The following is a 23,685-nucleotide window of genomic DNA, read 5'->3' as shown; positions in this document are numbered from 1 at the left end:
CCTCCTTGTCTGAATGGGCTACGCCGAAAGCGTAGCGTCCCGGGAACCTGGGCAGTCTCATCGGATCCTGCGGAACGACTTGACCGAAAGGTGCGAAAGCAGCCACCGCACGCCGCCCACCGACCTGCGCATCCCCCGGCGGACCACCGAGGTGGACGACCAGTACTCACTTGCACGCTCCTCGCTGGGTTCACCCGGCGCGAACACCAGCCAGTCTGCTTCCTTTGCGAGGCCGACCGGATCGCTGTGTTCGCGCAGGTCGGGGAAGTCTTCCTTGAACGCCTCCGCCTGTTCGGTGCGGGTCGCCGACACCGAAGGCGACCTTCCGACGTCGCGTGCCCGGTCGACCAGTTCCGACCAGGCCCCCGCCACCCGGTTCGCGATGACGGCATCGCCGCGACGGCGGGCGCGACGGCGCAGCTTCAACCCGAGCACCAGCACGACGGGGGCGACCACCGTCAGTAGCGGGATCCCGGTGAGGAGCGCGACGGCGCCCACCCTGGCCCAGTCGATCCGGTTCTCGTCTTCGGGGGATTTGCCCGGGTCGATCGGCACCTGGTCGTCCGGCTGCGGCACCTCGGGGCGCAGCGGGGGCGGGGGCGGGTTCTCGACGAAAGGTTGCTGCTCCGGTGGCTTGTGGGGCGGCTCCTCGGGCAACTTGCGGTCCTCGGGAGGTGTCGGGTCGAACGTCACCCACCCCAGGTCGCGCAGGTACAGCTCGGGCCAGGCGCCCACCTGGCTTCCGTTGACCGTGGCGGTGTTTCCGGCCCTGTAGCCGTAGATCACCCGGGCAGGGATGCCCAGCTCCCGGGCCATCAGCGCCATCGCGGTGGCGTACTGCTCATGGTCACCGACCATGTTGGGCGATTCGAACAAGGTGATCAGCCGCCGCTCCGAGTGCCCAGGCAGCGACTCGGCCTCGTCGCTCTGACCGTGGCTGAAGTATCCCTCCCGGAGGGCCGCCTCCAACTCCAACGCCGCTGCCCCAGCGGTTACGCCCTCGCCGACGATGGTCCTGGCACGGCTGAGCACGATCTCCGGCACGTTCTCGCTGTCGGGGAGCGGATATTCGCCGGCCGCCGCAGCCGCGATCCTGGAATCGTCGGGGCGCCCCGGCACCCTTGCCTGCAGCGTGTAGCTGTCTCCGGATTTGAGGCCCGCGGTGACGAGCCCGGTCCCGGAACTGCGGTTGTAATAGAAGCTTTCGGTTAGCGGGATCCGACGCTCGCCCTCGAACGAGACGCCGGTGGTGCGCCCCATGGTCGGTGTCCAGACCGAGTCGTACTCGTCGAGTTGAACCGTCAGGCTGCGGGGCGTGCCCTCGCCTTCGTCGGCGATCCACTGGCCGACCCGCGTGAACGTGGTCGCCTCGACGGCGGAGTCGTCCAGTGATGACACGCTGTAACTCAGCCCGTCGTACTTGTCGAGGGTGGCGACCCGGACGATCTCCCCTTCCAACGCGCCGGTCACCCTCAGCACGGTGACGTCTTTCCGCTCCGCGATGTTGGCCCGATAGCCCTGGAGGGGCGACGCGAACTGGCTCATGTCGATCGGCGGCTGGATCTCCGCGCGGACGTTCACGCGGTCGGCCCCGCCCGCGATCAGGGGCGCGAGGACTACCGTCAGAAGACCGGCGACGGCGACGGTCGCCACCCCCAGCAGGACACGCAGCGGACGGATCCGTCCGGTGCCGCCGGCGAGGGCACCGCGGGCGACCCCACGACGGTAGGTCGTCCAGAGCAGCACCACCAGGAAGAAGATCCCCCCGACCAGCACGGGCCGAAACACAGTCTGAGACCCGACGAGGACACCGATCAGATAGCCGAAAGCAGGCGGCACCCAGGCCAGCATCGGGGCCCGTGAACGCAGCGCGACCAGGACCCCCGCCAGCCCGGAGACCAGCGCGACCAGGCCAGGCACCGTCAGCAGGTTGAACGTCTCCCCGATCGGAGGGGTAAGTGTCAGCATGTCGCGCCAGGCCGTCACCGGTCCGGTCAGGAGGCCGAACAGGGTCCGACCCGTCGGGACAAGCCCCCCGATCGTCGAGCTCGGCATCGTGAAGAACCCGCCGAACACGAACCAGGCGAGCACCGCGGCCCCGGAGGTGGCGAGCACGTTGAGCCCACGCAGCGTCGAAAGCACCCCGATTCCCATGCCGACGGCGCCGAACCCCAGCGCCGTGACGAAGAGCCACCCGGTGCCGAAGACGGGGTAGAAGGAGAATGCGACCAGCAGGAGGAGCAGGAGCAACGCCGACGCGTCGATCGCCAACCAGCGCAATTTCCCCCGCAGAGGCGCGGTGGCGAAGGTGCCGGAGTCGACGACGCCGGTTGCGCGTCTGGCGGTTCTCATTCCATCGCCTTCCGCATGGCCCTTGCGAGGTCCTCGAGACGTCCTACCTGAACCGCGGTGATGTTGCCTGCCGTCCTGACCCGGAGCTCCTCGTGCGTGGCGACCCGGATGCCGATCACCCGGGCGTCGACATCGAACCGTGAACAGGCCCTCCTGACGTCGGTCAGGGTGGTCGACGACCCGGTCACCAGGATGACGATCGACGACGCGGGGGCGCGCTGGATGGTCGAGTGGACCAGGTCGGCGATCCCTCCCCTGCTGGTCTGCTCGACGACCGACAACTCGTCGAGGGTGCGCGTCGGCGTCACGGAAACCAGCGTCTCGCGGCTGGTCAACAGAGCCAGCGGCGACTCGGCGTAGAGGGCCTGCAGCGCGACCGAGGCCGCGATGCACACCCCCAACTCGAACTCCTCTTCGTCCAGGTACGCGGTGCGCCCGGTGTCCAGCGACACCGCGACCCGCGACATGCGCGATTCCTCGAACTGGCGCACCATCAGCCGACCGGTGCGGGCGGTGGAACGCCAGTGCACGTGCCTGCGGTCATCTCCTGCCACGTACGGGCGGAGCGCGTGGAAGTTCATGTCCGACGACGAAAGGTGCGGGCTGGCGTGCCCTTCGAGGTCGTGGACGAAACCGGTCTGCCTGCCAGGCAACGGCACCGTGCGGGGATGGACGTAGAGTTCCAACTCCCCGGTCCAGTGAGTCTCCCGGCCGGTAAGCGAGAACGGGTCGCCCTGCACCGAGCGGGCAGGGCCGACCACGATCAGGCCCCGCCGCCCCGTCGGGAGCCGAAACTCATCGGCGGTGGTCGCCCCCGGGAGTAGTGCCGGCAGGGAGAAGCTCGCACTGGCCGGGCCGATCGGCAGGTCGAGCCTCGATCCCCAGTGACGGCGGGTCGAAGCGTTGCGCACGTGCAGCAGGCCGGAGGCGCGCTCACCTACGACGACCGAGCGTCCCGTGAGTTGGATCCAGACCTCCAGCCTCGGCTTCCCGACCGTGAACAGCAGCGAGATCGCGAGCGTGACGATCGCCAGCACGCCCACCACCGTGAACTCGAGCCAACCGAACACGAGCCCGACGACGAGGCTCAGGGCACCACCGAGCAGCGTGAACCAGCCGGCAGTGCGGATCCCCGTCGCCTCACGCAGTCGCCGATACGCGTTGCTGAGCCCCTGGGTCGTCGGTGGGTCGACGGCCTCCGGGGCTTCCCATCGCGGCTCGGTGGTCAGCGTCATCAAGCGGGCTGGCGTTCGGTCGGCGGCGGCACAGACCCGATCACCTCGGCCATCACGTCGACGGCCTGGACGCCGTTGAACTCGGCTTCCGGATCGAGGATCAGGCGGTGTGCCAGGCACGGGATCGCAAGCATCTTGATGTCGTCGGGCACCACGAAATGCCGCCCCAGCGAGGCGGCCCACACCCGGGACGAACGCACGAGCGCGAGTGCACCGCGGATCGACACCCCGAGGCGCACGTCTTCGAGCGTCCGGGTGGCCGCCGTGAGCCGCGCGATGTAGTCGAACACCGACGACTCGATGTGTACCGAGGCCGCGAGTTGGCTCATCTCAGCGGCCTGCGCCGCGGAGATGACGGCGGGCAGCGCGGTGGACCGGGGGCGGCTGCCGCCGGTGGCCAGGATCCGCATGGTCGCCTCATGGTCGGGGTAGCCGAGGGTGGTCTTCATCAGGAACCGGTCGAGCTGGGCCTCGGGCAGCCGGTAGGTGCCTGCCTGTTCGATGGGGTTCTGGGTCGCGATGACCATGAACGGCTGGCCCACCGGGTAGGACTGACCGTCGACCGTGACCCGGGACTCCTCCATCACCTCGAGCAGGGCCGATTGCGTCTTCGGCGATGCGCGGTTGATCTCGTCGGCCAGGACGATCGCGGCGAAGATCGGCCCTTGGTGGAACTCGAACTCGCCCGACTTCTGGTCGAAGATCGTCACGCCGGTCACGTCGGACGGGAGGAGGTCGGGCGTGAACTGGATCCGCGAGTTGGTGCCCTGCACCGACTGGGCCAATGCACGGGCCAGGGTCGTCTTGCCGGTTCCCGGGTAGTCCTCGAGCAGCAGGTGCCCCTCCGCCAGAAGGCAGGTCACCGCCAGGCGGATCGCCTCGGGCTTGCCCATGATGACTCGTTCGACGTTGCCGACGATGTTGGCGAAGTTCTCCCCGAACCAGCGCGCTTGTTCCGGATTCATAGGTGTTCTTCAGCTCCTTCTGTCTTTGCCTAGTTGAGTTCCCAGGTGAGTGTCTGCTGGTTGATCGTGCAGGTGACCGTGGCTTCTGTCGCCGTCGCTGTGGTCGGTCCCTCCGGCGGTGGGTCCGGGATGGGGATGTCGTTGAACGTGCGCCGATAGGTCAGGACCCCGTCCGAGCCCACGATGTCGGATACCGTCGTCTGGCCCTCGCCGCCTCGCGCCACGACGGTGCAGCTTCCGCTCTGCACGTACGGGAACGTGAAACCGACCGTCCCGCTGCTGTCCAGCGTGGGCAACGACACCGCGGAGGGGTTCTCGCTGTAGCGGCCGCTCGCAGAGCCTGCCGCCCAGTGGACCGTGGTGCTCTGCCCCGCCGCGACGACGACGGGCTCGGTCGAGAGTCCGCAGCGTCGTCCCGTGCAGAACCGGTAGTTGGCAAACCCCCAGCCCTGCGTGGCCTCCAACGACTCGTCGAAGTCGACCTGGACGCGGTCGGGGAGGATCAGCCTCCGCGCGACGACCTGCGGTGCGGGCGGGGCTTCCGAGCGTGGCACCGCCCCGGGGATCCGCGAGGTCGCAGAAACCCGGCCCTCCAGTTCGATCCTGATCCGCAGAGTGTAGGAAACGCCGTTGGTGAGGCCGGAGATCTGCTTGCCGTCGAACGTGGACCAGTTGTCGCCATCCAGCGAGTACTGGTAGGTCACGGGCGCCTCGGCGGGCAGGTTGGTGGCGATGTTCACACCGACCGCGGCGTTCCTGGCGAACCAGCTGGCTTCGGTGATCTCAGGCGGCGGGTAGGCGATCTGGTAGGCCCCGGTGGAGCCGACCTGTCCACGCACCGGTCCCCGATTGACGGCCTCGATCGTGAACATGGTCGGTTCGAGACCCATGCCGGTGACGTTGACCGAGTACGCGGCGCTGCCGTCGGCCTGCACAGTTCTCGGGGTGACGTCGCCCCTGCCGGACTTCGTGTGCGGGATCACGATCCACTGCTTGACGGCGTCGCCGCGGGCGTCCACCCCCGAGGCGCTGAACGTGACGTTGAAGGCTCCACCGACATCTCCCACCGGCTTGGCCACCGGTGCGGCGTCACCCGTCGGCACGCCGGAGGGGTATTCGGGTGCCGAGGCCGGGGAGGTGGCGGTGAGCCCGCTCTGGTTCCTCGCGGTGACGGTGAACGAGTACGTCGTGCCGTTGGTGAGCCTCGTCCAGGTGTGGGTGCGCTTGTCGGCGCCGACGGTCACCGTGGCGGTCGCTCCGCCGGAGAGGGTCACGTCGTAGCCGACGATCGGGCTGCCGCCGTTCGGGGAGGAGTAGGGGTCATGGGTCCAGGTGGCGGTGAGCTGACCATCCGCGTAGGCGACGGTCGGCTGGCTCGGCGGGTTCGGACGCGCATCCGGCGTCTGCGGCGCAGACAACCCGGAGGGCTGCGAAGAGCCGACCTCGTTGGTCTCGACCACCGAGATCCGCCACGGCACACCGTTCTTCAGGCCGGTGACGGTGCAGGTGTTCGCTGCGCAGGTCCCCTTGTGCTCAGGTTGGCCGCTCGACGTCGCAGTCGCGACCGCTCCGGTGATCCGGGCGCCACCGTCGCCGGTCGAACGGTACTGCACCGTGACCTGACCATCGCGGATCTCAGGGTCGAGCGAATACGGGACAGACGGGGTGCCCGGCACGTCGCGCACCTGCGCAAAGATGGCGCCGGTCACGTGACGGTTCGGGTCGCCAGTGGCGTCGTTGACGAAATAGCTGGCGGTGAAGGGGCCGTGCCAACCCTTCTCGAGGGTGACCTCCACCTCGCCGGTGGCTGCGTTGACGATCCTGACGGATCCGCCTGGGCTGGTGGCCCGGACGTTGAGGAGGGTGATGGTCTCATCCCCCAGCAGGTGCGACTTGTCGTTCGCCGTCACCGAGAGGCGGTAGCTCTGCCCGGCGACGGCGCTCTCGATGCGATCCTCCTTCGCCGTGATGGTCGGCCGGGTCGACGACGTGACCTCGACCCGGACCGAGAAGTTCACCTCAGCGCCTTCCGCGTCCATGACGACGCCGCTGACGGTCTTGTAGCTGCCCGGTTTGGCGTTGACCGTTGCGCTGGCGGTCAGCACCTCCCGGTCTGAATGCCACCTGATCGACGCGTCGCCTCCTGTCTCCTGCAGCCCGCCCTTGATGATCATGGAGTTCTCATCGCCGTCCGGGTCCCTGAAGAGGCTGAGCAGGTTGAGCGAGCGTTCCGCCTCACCGGCGCCGACCTCAAGGCGTGGGTTGCTGACGGTCGCCACGGGTGGCTGGTTCAGTTCCTCGCCCGGCTTGATGTTCGAAGAGCCGCTGATCGAAGCGGCGGGCAGCACGTCCAACGGGATGCTGATCACCGCCGACCGACCCGTCTTGTCGCTCGGGCTGGAAACCTTGTCCTGCACCTCGAACACCAATGCGGCGGGGCCGGAGAACCTGGCGTCGGCCACGTAGTTGATCGCGTCTTCCCCCTGCGGCCCGGCATCGGCCCCGCTGGTGGCCCAGATCTGATCCGCCCCGGACAATCGGACGGTGCGCCCGGCGGTGCCTCGGACGTAGCGGTTCACCTCGATCTTCATGGGCTGACCGGCTGTCGGTTTCAATTCGAGACCGGGTTCGATGAGGGCAGGGACGACGTTGCTGGTGCCCGGCACCACCACGAGCCCGTTCGAACGTGCACCGTCACCGTCGACCAGCACGTAGCGGATCTGCTGCAGTTCGGCTCGGACCGGGACCGTCAGGAGCCTTCCGGTCTCGTCGACCCGCGCGCCGTCACCATCGCTGCCCTGGTCTCCGACCTCGATCCGGAGGTCTTCGTTCAATCCGTCCGGGTCGAAGTCGTTGGCGAGTGGATCGACCTCCACGAAGGTCTGGTCGACGATCCCTGAGAGGGGGACGCTGTCGTCGCGGGCCACGGGAGGGAGGTTTTCGGCGTCCTCCTCCACATCGACTATGAGCTCTCCGTAGGCCGTCTCGCCGCGACCGTCCCTGATCGCGTACGTGCCGACGTAGGTTCCGACCTTCGCGGGGGCAGTCATCACGATCTCGTGGTCGACCACCTCCGCCTCGATACCTTCGTCCATCTCGATGGGGGTGTCGGCGTCGTAGCCGATGGAGTCGCCGTCGGCATCGAAGTCGTTGCGGAGCGCCGGCAGCCGCACCGGCCGGCCGGGCCGCACGGTGATCTGGTCACGCTGCGCGACGGGCTTGGTGTTGGAGCCGCTGGTCGGGGCGACGCCGACGCGCACCTCGCCGATTCCGGTGGCCCCGAAGGCGTCCACCACCTGGTATGTGAAGGTGTCGGTGCCCCCGCTCTCCCCGTCGAATGCCTCGTAGGTGAGGTACTGCTCACCCACCGACGTGACCCGCCCGAGCTGCGGCCCGCTGGCCAGCCCGACCAGCCTCACCGCGTCGCCATTGGGATCGATACCGCTCAGCGGGATCGGGATCCGGGTCTCGGTTCCCACCAGCACCCGGTCGACCACCGGCTCAGGGGCCGGGGCGGTGTTCGGCACATCCTCGGCGATGACGTCGACCTCGATCAGGCCGGGCGCGGAACCACCCCGCGAGTCGACCACGGTGTAGCCGATGCGCTTGACGCCCGGGGCGGTGCCCGGGGGCACACTGATCCGGACCAGGTCGCCGTCGACCCAGCCCCGGTCCCCGAAGGTGTTGTCGTCGAGCTGCCCGAGAGAAAGGTCGAGCCCGACCGGTGAGGTGTCGTTCAGGACGGGGTTGATGCTCGCGGTGGTACCCGCCCTGACCCGCACGTGGTCTTCGACGGTGGCGGGGGTGCCCGACCCGATGTCGGTCGGCACGACCGTGATCTTGCCTTCAACGGGATGCACACCGTTGGAGATCCAGTAGGTGATCTGGACGGGCTGCGTCAGGTCCTGCTTCGCGCTGATCGTCATCCGGTGCCTACGCTCCATGACCACCTGGAGCGATTCGGGGGCCACGAAGGTCTGTACGACCAGCACCTCGCCGTTCGGATCGGTGTCGTTCAGCAGCGGATCGAGGACGACGGTGCCTCCCAGCGGCAGCAGCGCCACGTCGCTCGCCGCCACCGGGGGGCCGGTGACCCGCTCGCCGTGCACGTCGATGCGCACGACGCCGGTGGCTGTCTTGCCGCTCTGAACGTCGTATGGCACGTAGTAGGTTCCGGGTCGCTGTGCCGTGAAGGTGATCGTCTCCTCACGGAGGTCGGCGACGACGCTGCATTCCTCGCAGCCTTCCGCCTGCTCGGCGACCCGCGTCAGCGTCGGCTTGTACACCTGGTCGTTGGCGAGCGGCTCGACCTTCACCGGGGAGCCGACCTTCGTGGTGGCGTAGTCGCCGTAGGCGATCGGGGCGACCGGGTCCTCGCCGACGTTGAGCAGCAGTTCACCGGTGGTCTCGGCCAGGCCGTCCGAGACTGTGAGGTTGATCTTCTTCCGCCCCGAGGCGAGCCCGACATCCGTGAACTGGATGGTGCCGTCGGGGCTGAACGTGAGGATGTCCTCGGAATCCTGCTCCAGCCAGGCGTTCGTCAGGATCAGCGGGTCGCCTTCAGGATCACGCCAGTCGAGCAGCACCCTCTTGGTCAACTCGGTACGCGACCTGACCTCGACCGGTTTGTGGCCACCGGGCTTCTCCGACAAGCGCGGCGGCGTGTTCGCCACCGTCATGTCGGCAGGCGACACGTTGACCACGACCGTGGCGGTGTCGGTTCCGCCCGGTCGGCCGTCGTCGACGCGGTACTCGAAGGTCAGTGGCCCCGGTGCGACGTTAGCTGCGATCGAAATCTGCAGGCCCGCACCGTTTCGGATCGGTTCGAGTGTCGCTCCGTTCAGCTTCGACGACGTGGAGATGGTCAGCACGTCGCCGTCGGGGTCGGAGTCATTGTCGAGGACGTTCAGGACGGTGGATCGTCCGGCACGGGCGCCGAGCGTGTCGTCGTTGGCTGTCGGGGCCCGGTTATCCGGGCTACGTTCGGGCTGCTGAGCGACCTCGCTGCCGCTGGTGTTGTTCGGATCGTCGTCCTCGGCGGGCTTGACGCCGTCCCAGTCCTCGGGATGGATCACGAACATGTCCTTGTCGACCATCCAGACGGTGCCGTTGGCCCGGTCATTGAGGGTGACGACGCCCCGGTTGGCCTGGAACGAGAACGAGCCGTCCTCGGACGTGATCGATTCGATGGTCTCGCGTTGCGCTTCCTGCCCGACGCACCTGCGCACGAAGACGCCGTCGGTCCCGGAGACCCCCGCGCCGTAGACGCACCTGCCCACCTGGATGGGCGCGACGGGCGAAAGGTCGATGCGTGACGAGATGGATTCCTGCCCGTCCTTGGTGACGGCGTTGAGCCCTGCACTGTTGGCGTAGATGGCGAGGATGCCGTCTTCACCGCCCAGCGCATCGGGGGCCGGTGCCATCAACCGGGCGGTGTTGGCGTCGGAGACCGGCAGCGCCTGGCCAGTGCCCTCCACCCAGATCCGTCTGGATGACCGGTCCAGGACGACAGCCTTTTCACCGACGGCCGACATGCTGACGACGGCGTCGTCCTCCAACTCGAAGGGTAGCGCCACCGTGGTGATCCCCTCGGGCGTGCTGCGCACCAGCCGGGATTCAGCGACATCGAGGCCGATCACGTCGCCGTCGGTGGTGAGGGTCGCGGTGCCACCGTCGCCGACCTCGAGTTCGGGCTTGTTCTGCTCGAAGTCCATCGCCAACATGTCCGTGACCGAACCTGACCATGCCGCGCCCGCTTCCGGCCCGACCACCAGGAGGCGGTCGCGAACGAGTTGGACGGTGGAGTTGGAGGGCAGTTGCGTGATGGACCCGGAGATGTTTCGGGCAGCGTCGAACGGCACCAGCGATCCCGATCGAGGCAGGTGGATCAGCACCTCGTCCTCGTTCTGCAGCACCTCGGCATCCTCATCGCCCAACGGGCTGGCGTTCGACAACTGCTTGATCTGGGAGTTGAGCGTGCCGACGAGTTCCGAATCGCCCTTGACGACGTAGACATTGCCGTCGTCAAGAACCACGTCGGCTTCGACGAGCCCTGGGCTGACGAACGCTGCGACGCCGAGCGCGACCGCCAGCACCGCGACCAGCAGCCCCTGCCAGGATCGGCGAACGAAACGGCCGATCAGCCGCAGTGGACGCGCGGTGTGCCTCTCAACCGTCAAGACCATCCCCTAAATCGTTGGCGCTCAGCCGCGTGGCGGCTCGATGCGCAGCGATACCCCGTCACCAAGGTCGAGCACAGTGCCCAACTCGACCTGGACGGAGGCGCCGTCATGCAGGATGAAGGGCTGTTCGCCGGGCGGCAGCACCGTGGTGCCGTTGGTTGAGTGGAGGTCTGTGATGTGTACGTTCCAGTCGCGGGTGGTGACGAGCAGATGGTTGCGTGAGATGTCGCTGCCCGGGCTCGGCACGCGCAGCAGGAACGCGCCGGCCGGCCCGCTGCCCCCGTCGGGAGCCCTCCCGATCACGATGCCTGCGACGACGTCGAAGAACTCGCCCTTGTTGGTGTGGACGCCGGCGAGCAGCGGCCGCCTGATCAATCTCGGGTTCGTGGAGTCGACCGGCGCCTTGCAGATCCGGCAGCTGCGGGCCCCCGGCGGGTTCGCGTGCCCGTTGCTGCACGGCACGGCGAGCACCTGGGGATCGAGGGCTTGTTCGGCTTGCTGGGCCGGCTTATGGGTGGCCGCCAGGCCGGTGGAGAAGATGGTGCCGCCCTCGTCGTCCACTTCGCCCAGCGTCGGCGGAACCACCACCGGCGCGGGGCGAGGCGCTTCGACCGCCGGCTCTGGGGCGGGGGCGATCATTGCCCCCGGATCGGTGGAGTCGTCCGGGCCGGAGCCGTCACGCAGCTCCGGGAACCCGTCCTCCTCTACGATCGTGGACGCGATCGGCTCCGGGACGGCCGCCACGTCGTCCGGGCCGGAATCGGACGAAGTGGGATCGGGCGCCTGGTCGTCGAGGGCGTTTGGCACCTCTGCCACCGGCTCCTCCGCGATCGCACCTGGTACCGACTCTTCGGCGAAAGGATCGGGGACCGGCTCTTCCACGACAGCATCAGGCACCTCAACCGCGACAGCCTCGGGGACCACCTCAAGGTTGGCCGGGCGCTCGTCTTCGGGGTCGATCGCTGGCCCGGCGACCGGTTCGGGCCCCGCGGCAGGAACCGCGCTGTCCGACAACACACCGAACTGCTCGTGGCTAGGGAACCTGATCAACGCATCGGGATCAGTCGTAAGTTGGATGGCCGATACGCTGGCCGCTCCGACCACCAGCGGCAGCCGCAACACCTCGTCGTCGTCGACCCGCTCAAGGTCGATGCGCAGGTTCCGGACGGCACCGAGATTCGCCTCGTTCCACGTGAGCGTCCCCTCGCCCTCAAGCGCGACGGACCCGTCCTCGGTGTCGATCACGCGGACCCGTCCCCTTGTCAGCGCGTGCAGGCCACGGTTGTCCCAGAAGAACGCGCCGAAGTCCGGCATCGAATCGAGGCCGACCTCCCCGGCGAGCTTGAGCAGGCCGTCCACCGATTCCGCGGTCACGATGTCAGACCACAGCTCGTTGACCAGCCCGGACGCCCGGGCTGGGGCAGGCAACATGACGACGAGCATCGTCGGACCGGCCAGCACCAGCCAATTTCCAGGCGTGTAGCTGACACGCCAAGCCGCAACGGGTTGCGTCATCTGGTCCTCCTGCTGGTGGGTGTTACATAGCAGCCTACGAGGTGGCGGGGGCCAATTCCTATTCTTCGACGGCGCCGATCGACGCCGCCATTCTCCTGACCGCCTCTTCGATGATGTCGTGCGATGTGGCCAGATTCACCCTCACGAACGACGCCGTCTCGGGCGCGAACTCCGCCCCGAAGTTGAACCTGACCCTCCCGATCCGGTGGAAGTGCTGCCCCGGGTTCGCGAGCCCGAGAGGCGCGCAGTCGACCCAGGCCAGGTAGGTGCCCTCGGACGGGGTGTGCTCCAGTTGCGGCAACGTGGCCCTGAGTCGCTCGGCGAAGAACTCCTTGTTGCCCGTGATCTCGGCCGAGGCCTCCGCCAACCACTCCCGCCCATCGGTCAGCGCCGCCGAATGCGCGAGGACGCCGAAATAGCTGGCGCCGTCGGAGACCATCGGCCGAAGCCGGTTCCTGATCCCGGAATCGCCGATGACCAGGCCCGCCTTGAGGGCCGCGAGGTTGAACGACTTCGAAGCCGAGATGACGATCACGGCGTTCGAAGCGCCGTCGACGTCCAGGTAGGGCACGTGCCGGGCCCCGGCAAGTGGCGCGTGGATCTCATCTGAGATGACCGCCACCTGGTACGCATCGGCGAGCCTTGCGACCGTCTCAAGCTCCTGCCGGGTGTGGATGGTGCCGTCGGGGTTGTGCGGCGAGCACAGCAGATAGGCGGCCGGTCGCTGCGTCCTGAACGCCTCCTCAAGCCCTTCGAGGTCGAGTCGTCCTGCCACCATCGGGACCTCGACCAGCCGTCGGTCGTGGCTGATTCCCCGGAACGGCGGATAGATCGGAGGGTTGATCACGACGGCGTCGCCGGGGGAACTGACGGCCTCAAGGGCGTCCCTCATCCCCGTCACCACGTCGGTGACGAGGGTCGCGTCTGCGGGATCCAGATCCCACCCCCACTGCCAGTTCGCGTAGTCGGCCATCGCCTCCTGATAGATGGGCAACTCCGGATAGCCGGTGTCGCCCATTCTCAACGCCCTTTCGAGGCGTTCCCGGATCGGTGGCGCGATGTGCGCGTCCATCTCCGCCACGAACATCGGCAGGACGTCCGGCTCAAAGCGGCGCCACTTGATGCTGGTGCGTTCTCGAAGTTCGGTAAGGGGGACGTTGAAGATGGGCATGTTCCTCATCTTGGCACCTCCGATTCCCCTCCGCCCAACCGCGGACGATCCTCCGCCCGACCTCGGAAAATCGACCACTGACCGATTCTCATCCGTCTGGTCGCGAGAATGGGCCACCACCCTGCGCGACGGCGTCAGCGGCCCATCCGCGTAATCAGCTTGTGGAGGAACACCAGGTACTCATCCACGCGGTCCGGGCCGATGGCCCGGTCGGTGATCACCGCGGCCACGTCGTGCTCGAACCAGAGTTGCGCGAACTCCGGGACGAACGGTTCGCCCATGAGCTTCCAAACCGCAGGCGTCAGCACCGCCCTGGCACTTTCGGGTGAACGCGACGTGACCCGCCAGCGGGAGTCGAAGTCGGGGTCTCCGACCTCAATGTCGCCGCTGCCTACGAGTTCGGTGAGCATCGCGTCGTCGAGGGTGACCTTGACCGGGTTGAGGTCGAGCCCCGGCCTCCTGATGCAGAGCACCTGCCTGATCCTCGACTGCTCCCCCGTGCCGGTGATCGTCCGCCAACCGAAACAGGGCAACTCGCCGAAGCGCCCGACGAAGGCGTCGATGTGGCGCCCGGTGGGAAGCGGCCCGCGGTTCATCCGCTCGGCCACCTCCCGGCCGCTCGGGTAATGCATCCAGCCGCGGCGGGTGGCCCACGCACCCCATTCGTTTCCGATGCCGGACACCGGGGGGAGTGCCACGGTGGGAGGGAACTGCGGGTGGCGGGTCGGAGTGGGCCACGGGGGCGGTGCAGGCGCCTTCGGTGTGCGGAGCGCGTCGAGGACGCGGGTCGGCATGGTGTCGACGAGCCGTCGCAGGAGTTGGAGGTAGCGCTCGACGGCGGTCGCGGACACCCCGCCGCGGGCGCTGAGGAGCACCGCGTCCCGTTCGAGCCAGATCTGGGAGAAGTCGGGCGTGATGTCGATCAGCACGGCCTGCATCGGGCGGCTGACCAGGTCGCGGGCGAACGTCGGGTTGCGTGCGCTCACCTTCCACGACAGGTCGAACACAGGGTCGATGGGCACGGCTGGGACTTCTCCGTCGAAGCCCGACTCCATCATCGTGAGCCCGGGAAAGGTGATTCCGGGCAGGCGGACCCCGACGACGTAGAGCGGCCCGTCCGGATCGGAGCCGGCTGCGGCCTGGAACCCGAACACGGGCAACCCGCCGAGCATTCCGGCCCAACCGTCGAACAGCTGGCGGTCCCCACCGTCGAACATCTCACCGCCGCGGAACATGCCGCGCATCGCTGGCCACATCGGGTAGAACTCCATGCCGCGCTCCCGCACCCAGCCCTCGATCTCACCGCTTGTCACCGTGCCGCCACCTCCTCATCGAACCTCCATCGTGCCAGCCGCATCCGGCGGGAGCCACCTGACCCCGGTCGCTGTTTCGCCGACGGCGTCACCTTATGGTTTGAGTAGACGGCGACCCTCGTCGCATAATGGTTGCGCACCGCAAGGCGAGGATGGGGCCATCACCCCGGAGTTGCCGGAAGAACGGCGAGTCCAGCTCGCCAATTAGACCCGGCGGCGGTGACGCAAGAGTGGGGTGCCAAGGCGCCCAAGGAGGGTGGTACCGCGGGCCCAGGCCCGTCCCTTCAGTAGTGATGCTGATGGAAGGGAAACCCGCACATGACCACCTCACCCGGCTACCAGGCCGTGCCTGCCCAGGTCGATTTTCCGGCGCTTGAGCGGGGCATCCTCGCGTTGTGGGCCGAACGCGACACCTTCTCAGAGTCGCTGCGCCAGACGGCAGGTGGGAAGCCGTGGACCTTCTACGAGGGCCCCCCGACGGCCAACGGGATGCCCGGCACCCACCACATCGAGGCCCGGGTCTTCAAGGACCTGTTCCCCCGGTACAAGACGATGAACGGGTTCCACGTCGAGCGCAAAGCCGGCTGGGACTGCCACGGCCTGCCCGTCGAGCTCGCGGTCGAGAAGGAACTCGGCTTCTCCGGCAAGGCGGACATCGAGGCATACGGCGTCGAGGCGTTCAACGCGAAGTGCCGCGAGTCGGTGCTGCGTCACGTTGACGCCTTCTCCGAGCTGACCGAACGCATGGGGTACTGGGTCAACCTGCAGGACGCCTACGTCACCATGAAGCCCGAGTACGTCGAGTCGCTGTGGTGGGCACTCAAGCAGATCCACGACAAGGGGCTGCTTGAAGAGGACTACCGGGTCGCCCCATACTGCCCGCGCTGCGGCACCGCGCTGTCCGACCACGAACTCGCGCAGGGCTACGAGGACGTGACAGACCCGTCGATCTATGTCCGGTTCCCGCTGACCTCCGGCCCCCTGGCCGGCGACGTCGACCTGTTGGTGTGGACGACGACGCCATGGACCCTCGTGTCGAACACCGCCGTCGCGGTACACCCCGAGGTGACGTACCGCGTCGCCACGCATCCCGGGCAGAAGTCGCTGCTGATCGCCGAACCGCTCGCCGAGAAGGTACTCGGCGATGAGTGGACGCTGACCGACACCTTCCTCGGCGCCGACCTGGAGCGCTGGAACTACCAGCGACCGCTGGAACTCGTCGAGTTCCCCTCCCCCGCACACTTCGTGGTGCTCGCCGACTACGTCACGACGGAGGACGGCTCGGGCCTCGTGCATCAGGCACCGGCCTTCGGCGAGGACGACATGGCGGTGTGCCGCAGGTACGACCTGCCCTTCGTCAACCCCGTCCGCAAGGACGGCACGTTCGAAGAAGGCCTCGACCTGATCGGCGGCCAGTTCTTCAAGGTGGCCGACGTCGCCCTGGTCGCCGACCTCACCGAGCGGGGCCTGCTGTTCCGCAGACTCGACTACACGCACTCCTACCCGCACTGCTGGCGGTGCCACACCCCGTTGCTGTACTACGCGATGCCTTCCTGGTACATCCGCACGACCAAGATCAAGGACCGGCTGCTCGCGGAGAACGAGGCCACATCGTGGTACCCGGAGTCGATCAAACACGGCCGCTACGGCGACTGGCTCAACAACAACATCGACTGGGCGCTCTCCCGTACCCGCTACTGGGGAACGCCGTTGCCGATCTGGCGCTGCGAGGATGACCACCAGGTCGCCGTCGGGTCGCGGGCCGAACTCTCCGATTTGACGGGTACCGACCAGAGCGCGTTGGACCCGCACCGGCCCTACGTCGACGCCGTCACATTCCCCTGCCCGACCTGCGGCAAGGAGTCGCACCGGGTGCCTGAGGTCATCGACGCGTGGTTCGACTCCGGTTCGATGCCGTTTGCGCAGTGGGGCTACCCGCATGCGCCGGGGTCGGCCGAGCAGTTCTCCGAGCGTTACCCGGCCGACTTCATCTGCGAGGCGATCGACCAGACCCGTGGCTGGTTCTATTCCCTGATGGCGGTCGGCACGTTGGTGTTCGACCAGTCCAGCTACCGCAACGTGGTGTGCCTCGGGCACATCCTCGCCGACGACGGCCGCAAGATGAGCAAGCATCTGGGCAACGTGCTTGAACCGATCCCGCTGATGGACCGGCACGGCGCCGACGCGGTGCGCTGGTTCATGGCATGCTCCGGATCACCCTGGTCGGCCAGAAGGGTCGGGCACCAGGCGATCGGCGAGACCGTCAGGAAGGTGCTGCTCACCTACTGGAACACGGTCGCGTTCCAGTCGCTGTATGCGCGTGCTGCCGGCTGGAACCCCGGCGGTGAGGCGCCAGCGGTGGCGCAGCGCCACGTGCTCGACCGCTGGCTGACCACGGCCACTCAGCAGCTGATCGAGGAGACCTCAGAAGCACTCGACAACTTCGACACCCAGCGCTACGGCGCCGCCCTGGCAGACTTCATCGACGACCTGTCCAACTGGTACGTGCGTCGCTCGCGCCGTCGCTTCTGGGCCGGCGACGAGGGCGCGTTGTGGACTCTCCACGAGACGCTCGACATCCTGACGCGGCTGCTTGCCCCGATCATGCCGTTCGTCACCGAGCGCGTCTGGCAGGACATGTTCCACGCCGCCGACCCCGAAGGCCCGAGCTCGGTGCATCTCGCCTCCTGGCCGAAGGTCGACGAGACGCGGATGTTCCCCCTCCTCACCGAGGCAATGGGGCTGACCAGACGCACGGTCGAGCTGGGCAGGGCGGCGCGTTCCGAATCGAGGGTGAAGGTGCGGCAGGCGCTGCGCCGGATGCTGGTGCCGTCGGCGATCTTCGAGAAACTCTCACCCGAGCTTCAGGAGGAGATCAAGGCCGAGCTGAACGTCGAGTCGATCGAGTCGTTCGCCTCCGCAGGCGACCTCGTCGACCACACCGCGAAAGGCAATTTCCGCAGCCTCGGCAAGCGGTACGCGCAGCGCACACCGCTGGTGGCCAAGGCCATCGCGGAGTTGGACGCCGATTGGCTTGCGAGCCAACTGAGCGAGATGGGCAAGGCGATCATGGATTTCGAAGGCGAACAGGTTGAACTGACCGCCGACGACGTGATCGTCACCGAACGGCCCAGGGAGGGCTGGTCGGTCGTCAACGAGCAGGGAGAGACCGTGGCCCTCGACCTGGAACTGACCCCCGAGTTGATCCAGTCGGGTCAGGCCCGCGAGGTGATCCGCTTCGTGCAGGAGGCGCGAAAGCGTGCCGGGCTGGATGTGTCGGACCGGATCCGGATTGCGCTGGAGGCCGGACCCGAGCTGGCCGCCGCGATCGCCGTCCACCGGGATCTGATCGCCTCAGAGGTGCTCGCGGTCGAGTTGACGCAGGACGAGGTCGACGCGCCCACCGATGAGGACCCCGAACTCGATCTCAGGTTGCGGCTCCAGAAGGCCTGACGGGTCTAAGCTACCCGTGTGAGCGACGAAAAGCGGCCTGACGAGGACCAGCCTGGAGCTTCGGCACGCCCTGAACGGCGCAGGAACCGGCGGCTCCTGTTCTCCGTGCTCGGCGTTGTCATCGCATTGGTGTTGGCCGCCGTCGGGGTGGTCGGCTACTACGCCAAGTCCGCCGTCGACGCCATGGACAACATCAGGCGCGAACCCAGCATCATGCCGACGGGAAGGCGCCCCACGCCGGTCCAACCGAGCGAGGCCAAGGCCGCGCCGCTGAACTTCGTGCTGATGGGCTCTGACCATCGCGGCACCGAGCGTGGCCGCTCGGACGTGCTGCAGCTGCTGCACATCTCGGGTGACCGCAAGCAGGTGTTCCTGATGAGCATCCCGCGGGACAGCTGGGTACCGATCCCCGGCCACAGCGACGCAAAAATCAACGCGGCCTACTCGTGGGGCGGGGCCGCGCTGGCCGTGGAAACCCTGGAATCACTGCTCGATGTCCCGATGGACCACACCGCGATCATCGACTTCGAGGGCTTCGTCAACGTCATCGACGCCCTTGGCGGGGTCACGGTGAACAACCGCGAGGCGTCGACGGCAGGAGACCTCCAGTTCCCGAAGGGAGAGATCACTCTCGACGGTAACGAGGCCCTGATCTATGTGCGGCAGCGCAAGAACCTCTCAGACGGCGACTTCGGCCGGGCGACCAGGCAGCGCGACGTGATCAAGGCCGTCGTCGAAAAGCTGACGTCGACCGGCGTGTTGACCGATCCAGCCCGGTTCCGGGAGGCCGTCACCACGCTCGGCAGCAACTTCACCGTCGATGAGGCACTGACGAACCAGGCGATCCTCGACCTGGGCTGGTCGATGCGGGACGTGCGCGGTGCGGACATCCATTCGTTCCAGATCCCGACCTCGGGGTTCGGCACCTCGGCCGACGGCCAGTCGATCGTCCTCCTCGACAAGGCAGCCCTGGCGGACCTGCAGACGGCGCTGCGCACCGACACCATGCTGGGCTTCTACGAGTCACACCGCTGACCGCGGTCAGGCCAGGCCAGGCACCTGAGCGTCCCTGTGGTAGACGCCGGCCTGGCGCAGGCAGGATTCGAGGACGCGCATCACCTCAAGGGTGTCCGCCAGCGGCATCGTCGGCGACTCGGTAGCCCCCTCCGAGATGCGCTTGCTGGCCTCGGCGAACTCGTGGCTGTAGCCGCGGCCTGACGGTGCCGCCTCGATGACCCTCGGCAACACCCCTGCACGGTGGATGGAGATCACCGAGGGGTGATGGAACCGGGGCTCGATCTCGATCCAGCCCTTGGTGCCGATGACCACCATCCGCCCCGGGCCCGGGCCGTCAAAACCGCAGGCCAGCGACGACATCCCGTGCCCGACATGCGCCAACGTGATCGAGGCGGCCTTATCCACCCCGGTCGGATAGAGCCGCGCCATGCAGTCAACGGACTTCACGTCGCCCAGGAACATCTGTGCGAGATTGACCAGGTAGACGCCGAGGTCGAGGATCGCCCCGCCGCCCAACTCCTTGTTGAAGAGCCGATGCCGTTCCGAGTACTCCCGGTAGGCGTACAGGTCGCCCTGGACCGCGATGGCGTCCCCGATCCTTCCCCAGGCCACCACCTCACGGGCCGCGGCGATGGCGGGCACGAACCTGGTCCACATCGCCTCCATGGCGAAGAGCCCGGCCGCCCGCGCCGCCTGCACAACTTCCCGGGCCCCGGCCAACGTCGTCGCGAATGACTTCTCCACCAACACCGCCTTTCCGTTGGCGATTGCGGCAAGCGCGATGTCCCGGTGCTGGGCGTGTGGGGTGGCGATGTAGACGGCATCGATGTCGGGAGAGGCCAGCATCGAGTGGTAGTCACCGAAGGCGCGCGGCACGGCATACTGCGCAGCAAAGGTCTCGGCCTTCTCCTCGCTTCGCGACGCGATCGCGACCAGTTCTGCCCCTGGCACGAACTGGAAGTCACCGGCGACCAGGCCCGCGACCGACCCGGCACCGACTATGCCCCAGCGAACACCATTCATTCCCCGAGCCTAGCCGCCATGAGTGGTTCCCGAGGCACACAGGGCCCAAAAACAGGACCTTGGATGGCGTGGCCCGGCCCTGATCCCCCGGTCAGGACCTTGGCCGCACGTGCCACGCAGCAATCCGCCCTATGGCACGGTTCTGCCGGGGCCCGGAGACCCCGGTAGAACACGCGTTGTTCCCCCGAGAAACAGTCTCCCGCCGAATCGGCCGATGCCTTGGCTGAAGCCGGGATCTGTCACGAATCTGTCACGAATCTGTCGACTCCGCCCTCCCATCTGATTCGATGCGGCGTCACGGCCACGGTGCGGAGGCCAGGAAGGTGGCCAACTCTTCTGCCTTGATCCGGTAGCAGTGCTCGGGGCCCGGGTAGGCCCTTTTCCGCACGTCTGCGGCGTAGTCGCGCAGGGCGTCGACGGTCTGTTTGCCGAGTTCGGCGTAGCGCTTCACGAATCTGGCTGAGCCGCCCGAGGACAGGCCGAGCAGGTCGTGGAACACGAGCACCTGCCCGTCGACCGCGCCCCCGGCGCCGATCCCGACCACCACCGCCCCCATCTGGGGCATAACCGCTTCGGACAGCGCGGCGGGGATGGCCTCGAAGACGATTGAGAAGCAACCAGCAGCCTGGAGTGCGAGCGCCTCGTCGGCGACCCGCCTCGCTCCGGCGGCCGTTGTGCCCTGAGCCCTGAACCCGCCCAGCTCAGCAGCGCTCTGCGGTGTCAGGCCGACGTGCCCCATCACGGGGATGCCCGCACCAATGACCGCGCGGGCCCGCGACACCGAGGTCGGCCCGCCGCCTTCGAGTTTGACGGCGTCGCAACCGGCCTCGTCGACGAAGCGTCGGGCGGTGGCCACCGCCAACTGGTCGCTCTCCTCGTAGGACCCGTATGGCAGGTCGCCGATGAGCATCGGCCCCTGGAGACCGCGACGCACCGCCGCGGTGAGCATCAGCATCTCGTCGACGGTGACCTGATTGGTGTCGGGGTGGCCGAGTACGGTCATCGCCGCCGAGTCGCCGACCAGGACGACGTCGACGCCGGCCTTCTCCGCTGCGAGCGCACCGGGGTAGTCGTAGGCGGTGACCATCACGATCGGTCTACCAGCGTGCTTCATGTCGGCCAGGACTGACGGCGTCACCCGCGGGCCTGGCGAGGTGGCCTTGGTCTGGCCTGGGCGAGATGACATCGCGGTCAGCGTTCCGTCAGGAGGGTGGCGACCTCGGCGTCGACCTCGATGATGGCGTTGCTGTCCGGCCGCACGTGGACGACCACCGGCCTGTAGTCGGCCATGTCGGTGCGGTCATACTGACCGTAGGAGATGACGATGATCGTGTCGCCGCGGTGCACCAGGCGGGCCGCGGCGCCGTTGACCTTCATCTGCCCGGAGCCCCGTTCGCCCGCGATGGTGTAGGTCTCGAACCGGGCACCGTTGTCGACGTTGACCACGGCGACCTGCTCGTGCTCGAAGATGTCGGCGGCCTCGAGGAGATCGGGGTCGACGGTGATGGAGCCGACGTAGTGCAGGTCGGCATCGGTGACGGTCGCGCGGTGTATCTTGGACTTGAGCATGGTGCGATACATCAGAGGGCCTCCTGGGTGGGGATCGGGTCGATCGGCTGATTGTCGATAAGTCGAACTTGGTCGACGGTCGCGGCGACGACCGCAAGTGCGGGTCGGGTGAGGTCATCGGCGGGGGCGAAGGTCTCCGGGTCGACGATGGCGAAGTACTCGGCTTCGACGTCGCGTTCACGCATCGCCGCGAGCCCGGCGGCTTCGGCGGCACGGGGGTCGGCGCCCTCGGTCGCCGCGGAGGCGGCCGCGTCAAGGCCCGCCTTCAACGCGAGGGCCCTCGGCCGGTCCTCCGGGGCGAGTCGGACGTTCCGGCTGGACATCGCCAGGCCATCCGGCTCCCGCACCGTCGGACACACCGAGATCTCGACCGGCAGCGCGAGGTCGGCGACGAGTCGCCTGACTACCGCCACCTGTTGGGCGTCCTTCTGCCCGAAATAGGCCACGTCCGGGGCGACGGCGATCAGCAGCTTGGCAACCACGGTGGCGACGCCGTCGAAGTGGGCCTTGCCGCGGTGGGCACCCTCGAGGGGCTCGCTCACGCCGCTGACGCTCACGGTCGTCGCGAAGCCGGTTGGGTAGATCTCTTCGGCAGGTGGCGCAAAGAACACGTCGGCGCCGGCGCCTTCGGCGAGGGCTGCGTCGCGGGGCTCGTCGCTGGGGTACGCGGCCAGGTCTGCGGGGTCGTTGAACTGCGTGGGGTTGACGAACACCGACACCACCAGCACATCGCACTCGTCCCGGGCGGTCCTGATCAGTGACAGGTGGCCTTCGTGGAGGGCGCCCATGGTGGGCACCAGGCCGACCGTGTCGGCGTCCTCAAGCGCGTCGCCCAACTCTTCCAAGGTGCGTACGATCCTCATGAGCTCCTACCTTTTTCACTCAGTCGCCCGGTGGCGGCCACCAGCGCGTCGAACAGTTCCAGGTCGTCCGGGCACTCCTGCGCGACGGAGAGCCGCTGGGCGGCGACCGTGGCGCGGTCGCCCCGCGCGATGGGCCCCGTCAGCGCCGTCGCTGCCCCGTGCTGTGCCCAGTTCTCGACGGTCGCACGGACCAGGGGCACCAACCGTTCGCGCGGCATGCCCGCCGAGGCTGCGAGTCGTTCGGCCAGGTCCTCCAGGGTAAGAAGGAAGTTCGAGGCGACCGACGCTGCCGCGTGGTAGGCGGGGCGGGCCGCATCGTCGATCTCCACCGGCGACATGCCAAGTGAGAGAGCCAGATCCGTCGCCGTCTCCAGGGCTTCGCTGGTCGTGCCTGCGATGGCCGCGGTGACGCCGTCGAAGACCGGTGTTCCTTTGTCTGGAACGGTCATCAGGGGGTGCATCCCGAACGCATCGTGCGGGGCGAGTGGCGCTAGAGTCGTCGCTCCGGAGCAGTGCCCCACGAGGAGCCCGTTACGAGTGGTTACGTTGGCAGCCGCGGCGGCGATCTGCGAGTCGGGGACGCAGAGCAGCACGACGTCGGCCTGTTCCGGGTCCGCTCCGCGGCCAAACGGCCCTTGGACGTCCCATCCGTGGGCGCGGAGGAGGACGCAGAGAGCCTTGCCCAGTCGGCCGTTGCCGACGACGGCGATGCATCGGCTCTGGCGTCGTTCGGGCATTCGGGCTCCTGGGGAGGAAGGGTCAAGCAACGATAGACGACGTGTCTTGGGTGCCCAGAATCCTGCCCGGTGGGTGGGCGCCTCTGGGCTCAGCGTCGACGGCGGGTTGGCGGGTCACCTGCGATCTGCGGTCGTCACCAGGGTCAGGTCGTCGACACCAGGGTTAGGTCGCGACACCAACGTTCCGCCGCCGACACCAGCGGAAATGCTCGTCACCAGCGGTATACGGCAGGTGTCCAGCGATACTGCTGGTATCGGCCACAAACCGCTGGTGTCCGCAACGATCACCA

At 67.7% G+C, this 23,685-nt stretch carries 14 protein-coding genes; 2 read left to right on the top strand and 12 right to left on the bottom strand.

Features of this window, described 5'->3' with window-relative positions; genetic code table 11:
* Nucleotides 1-57: 57 nt before the first annotated feature.
* The 7 genes from BUC15_RS12220 to BUC15_RS12190 all read right to left on the bottom strand — a co-directional run bounded on the left by BUC15_RS12220 (nucleotide 58) and on the right by BUC15_RS12190 (nucleotide 14,733).
* A complete protein-coding gene (locus tag BUC15_RS12220; RefSeq protein ID WP_073188683.1) occupies nucleotides 58-2,352 on the bottom strand; it encodes a transglutaminase TgpA family protein in 2,295 nt (764 codons plus the stop codon).
* A complete protein-coding gene (locus BUC15_RS12215) occupies nucleotides 2,349-3,587 on the bottom strand; it encodes a DUF58 domain-containing protein (RefSeq protein WP_084189562.1) in 1,239 nt (412 codons plus the stop codon). The genes BUC15_RS12220 and BUC15_RS12215 overlap by 4 nt, the downstream gene beginning before the upstream one ends.
* Nucleotides 3,587-4,552, bottom strand: a complete 966-nt coding sequence (locus BUC15_RS12210) for an AAA family ATPase (RefSeq protein WP_073188681.1) — start codon at nucleotides 4,550-4,552, stop codon at nucleotides 3,587-3,589. Before BUC15_RS12210 ends, BUC15_RS12215 begins: the two co-directional genes overlap by 1 nt.
* A gap of 29 nt (nucleotides 4,553-4,581) precedes the next feature.
* A complete protein-coding gene (locus BUC15_RS12205; protein WP_175558318.1) occupies nucleotides 4,582-10,731 on the bottom strand; it encodes an Ig-like domain-containing protein in 6,150 nt (2,049 codons plus the stop codon).
* 24 nt (nucleotides 10,732-10,755) lie between these two features.
* Nucleotides 10,756-12,249 (bottom strand): FHA domain-containing protein, encoded by a 1,494-nt coding sequence (locus tag BUC15_RS12200; RefSeq protein WP_073188677.1) that lies wholly within the window; start codon nucleotides 12,247-12,249, stop codon nucleotides 10,756-10,758.
* 58 nt (nucleotides 12,250-12,307) lie between these two features.
* The gene (locus BUC15_RS12195) at nucleotides 12,308-13,429 is read right to left on the bottom strand and encodes a MalY/PatB family protein (protein WP_073188675.1); all 1,122 of its coding nucleotides are present in this window, start codon (nucleotides 13,427-13,429) and stop codon (nucleotides 12,308-12,310) included.
* Between the two features lie 125 nt (nucleotides 13,430-13,554).
* The gene (locus BUC15_RS12190) at nucleotides 13,555-14,733 is read right to left on the bottom strand and encodes a hypothetical protein (protein WP_073188673.1); all 1,179 of its coding nucleotides are present in this window, start codon (nucleotides 14,731-14,733) and stop codon (nucleotides 13,555-13,557) included.
* 318 nt (nucleotides 14,734-15,051) lie between these two features.
* Here BUC15_RS12190 and ileS point away from each other — a divergent pair, with 318 nt between their 5' ends.
* Both ileS and BUC15_RS12180 read left to right on the top strand, forming a co-directional pair.
* On the top strand, nucleotides 15,052-18,186 hold the full coding sequence (gene ileS, locus BUC15_RS12185) for an isoleucine--tRNA ligase (RefSeq protein ID WP_073188671.1): 3,135 nt from the start codon (nucleotides 15,052-15,054) through the stop codon (nucleotides 18,184-18,186).
* A gap of 18 nt (nucleotides 18,187-18,204) precedes the next feature.
* Nucleotides 18,205-19,221: an LCP family protein gene (locus tag BUC15_RS12180; RefSeq protein WP_073188669.1), complete on the top strand. Its 1,017-nt coding sequence runs from the start codon at nucleotides 18,205-18,207 to the stop codon at nucleotides 19,219-19,221.
* A 6-nt stretch (nucleotides 19,222-19,227) separates the two neighbouring features.
* Here BUC15_RS12180 and BUC15_RS12175 read toward each other — a convergent pair whose 3' ends face one another.
* The 5 genes from BUC15_RS12175 to BUC15_RS12155 all read right to left on the bottom strand — a co-directional run bounded on the left by BUC15_RS12175 (nucleotide 19,228) and on the right by BUC15_RS12155 (nucleotide 23,395).
* Nucleotides 19,228-20,226, bottom strand: a complete 999-nt coding sequence (locus tag BUC15_RS12175) for a Gfo/Idh/MocA family protein (RefSeq protein WP_073188667.1) — start codon at nucleotides 20,224-20,226, stop codon at nucleotides 19,228-19,230.
* A gap of 295 nt (nucleotides 20,227-20,521) precedes the next feature.
* Entirely contained in the window at nucleotides 20,522-21,412 is an 891-nt protein-coding gene (gene panB, locus BUC15_RS12170; protein WP_073188664.1) for a 3-methyl-2-oxobutanoate hydroxymethyltransferase, read from the bottom strand.
* 5 nt (nucleotides 21,413-21,417) lie between these two features.
* On the bottom strand, nucleotides 21,418-21,807 hold the full coding sequence (panD, locus tag BUC15_RS12165; RefSeq protein ID WP_073188662.1) for an aspartate 1-decarboxylase: 390 nt from the start codon (nucleotides 21,805-21,807) through the stop codon (nucleotides 21,418-21,420).
* The gene (gene panC, locus BUC15_RS12160) at nucleotides 21,807-22,658 is read right to left on the bottom strand and encodes a pantoate--beta-alanine ligase (protein ID WP_073188660.1); all 852 of its coding nucleotides are present in this window, start codon (nucleotides 22,656-22,658) and stop codon (nucleotides 21,807-21,809) included. The genes panD and panC overlap by 1 nt, the downstream gene beginning before the upstream one ends.
* A complete protein-coding gene (locus BUC15_RS12155; RefSeq protein WP_073188658.1) occupies nucleotides 22,655-23,395 on the bottom strand; it encodes a Rossmann-like and DUF2520 domain-containing protein in 741 nt (246 codons plus the stop codon). The genes panC and BUC15_RS12155 overlap by 4 nt, the downstream gene beginning before the upstream one ends.
* Between the last annotated feature and the right edge of the window lie 290 nt (nucleotides 23,396-23,685).

Origin of the sequence: Tessaracoccus bendigoensis DSM 12906, from assembly GCF_900141915.1 — a bacterium.
In the GTDB taxonomy this organism is placed as follows: domain Bacteria; phylum Actinomycetota; class Actinomycetes; order Propionibacteriales; family Propionibacteriaceae; genus Arachnia; species Arachnia bendigoensis.
Note: the sequence above shows the minus strand (reverse complement) of the source record. Positions and strands in the feature narration are given on the sequence as shown.

Excerpts from the sequence above, each read along its gene's own strand:
- BUC15_RS12220 (WP_073188683.1), bottom strand. The coding sequence starts at position 2,352 with ATGAGAACCGCCAGACGCGCAACCGGCGTCGTCGACTCCGGCACCTTC.
- BUC15_RS12215 (WP_084189562.1), bottom strand. The coding sequence starts at position 3,587 with ATGACGCTGACCACCGAGCCGCGATGGGAAGCCCCGGAGGCCGTCGAC.
- BUC15_RS12210 (WP_073188681.1), bottom strand. The coding sequence starts at position 4,552 with ATGAATCCGGAACAAGCGCGCTGGTTCGGGGAGAACTTCGCCAACATC.
- BUC15_RS12200 (WP_073188677.1), bottom strand. The coding sequence starts at position 12,249 with ATGACGCAACCCGTTGCGGCTTGGCGTGTCAGCTACACGCCTGGAAAT.
- BUC15_RS12195 (WP_073188675.1), bottom strand. The coding sequence starts at position 13,429 with ATGAGGAACATGCCCATCTTCAACGTCCCCCTTACCGAACTTCGAGAA.
- ileS (WP_073188671.1), top strand. The coding sequence starts at position 15,052 with ATGACCACCTCACCCGGCTACCAGGCCGTGCCTGCCCAGGTCGATTTT.
- BUC15_RS12175 (WP_073188667.1), bottom strand. The coding sequence starts at position 20,226 with ATGAATGGTGTTCGCTGGGGCATAGTCGGTGCCGGGTCGGTCGCGGGC.
- panB (WP_073188664.1), bottom strand. The coding sequence starts at position 21,412 with ATGTCATCTCGCCCAGGCCAGACCAAGGCCACCTCGCCAGGCCCGCGG.
- panD (WP_073188662.1), bottom strand. The coding sequence starts at position 21,807 with ATGTATCGCACCATGCTCAAGTCCAAGATACACCGCGCGACCGTCACC.
- panC (WP_073188660.1), bottom strand. The coding sequence starts at position 22,658 with ATGAGGATCGTACGCACCTTGGAAGAGTTGGGCGACGCGCTTGAGGAC.
- BUC15_RS12155 (WP_073188658.1), bottom strand. The coding sequence starts at position 23,395 with ATGCCCGAACGACGCCAGAGCCGATGCATCGCCGTCGTCGGCAACGGC.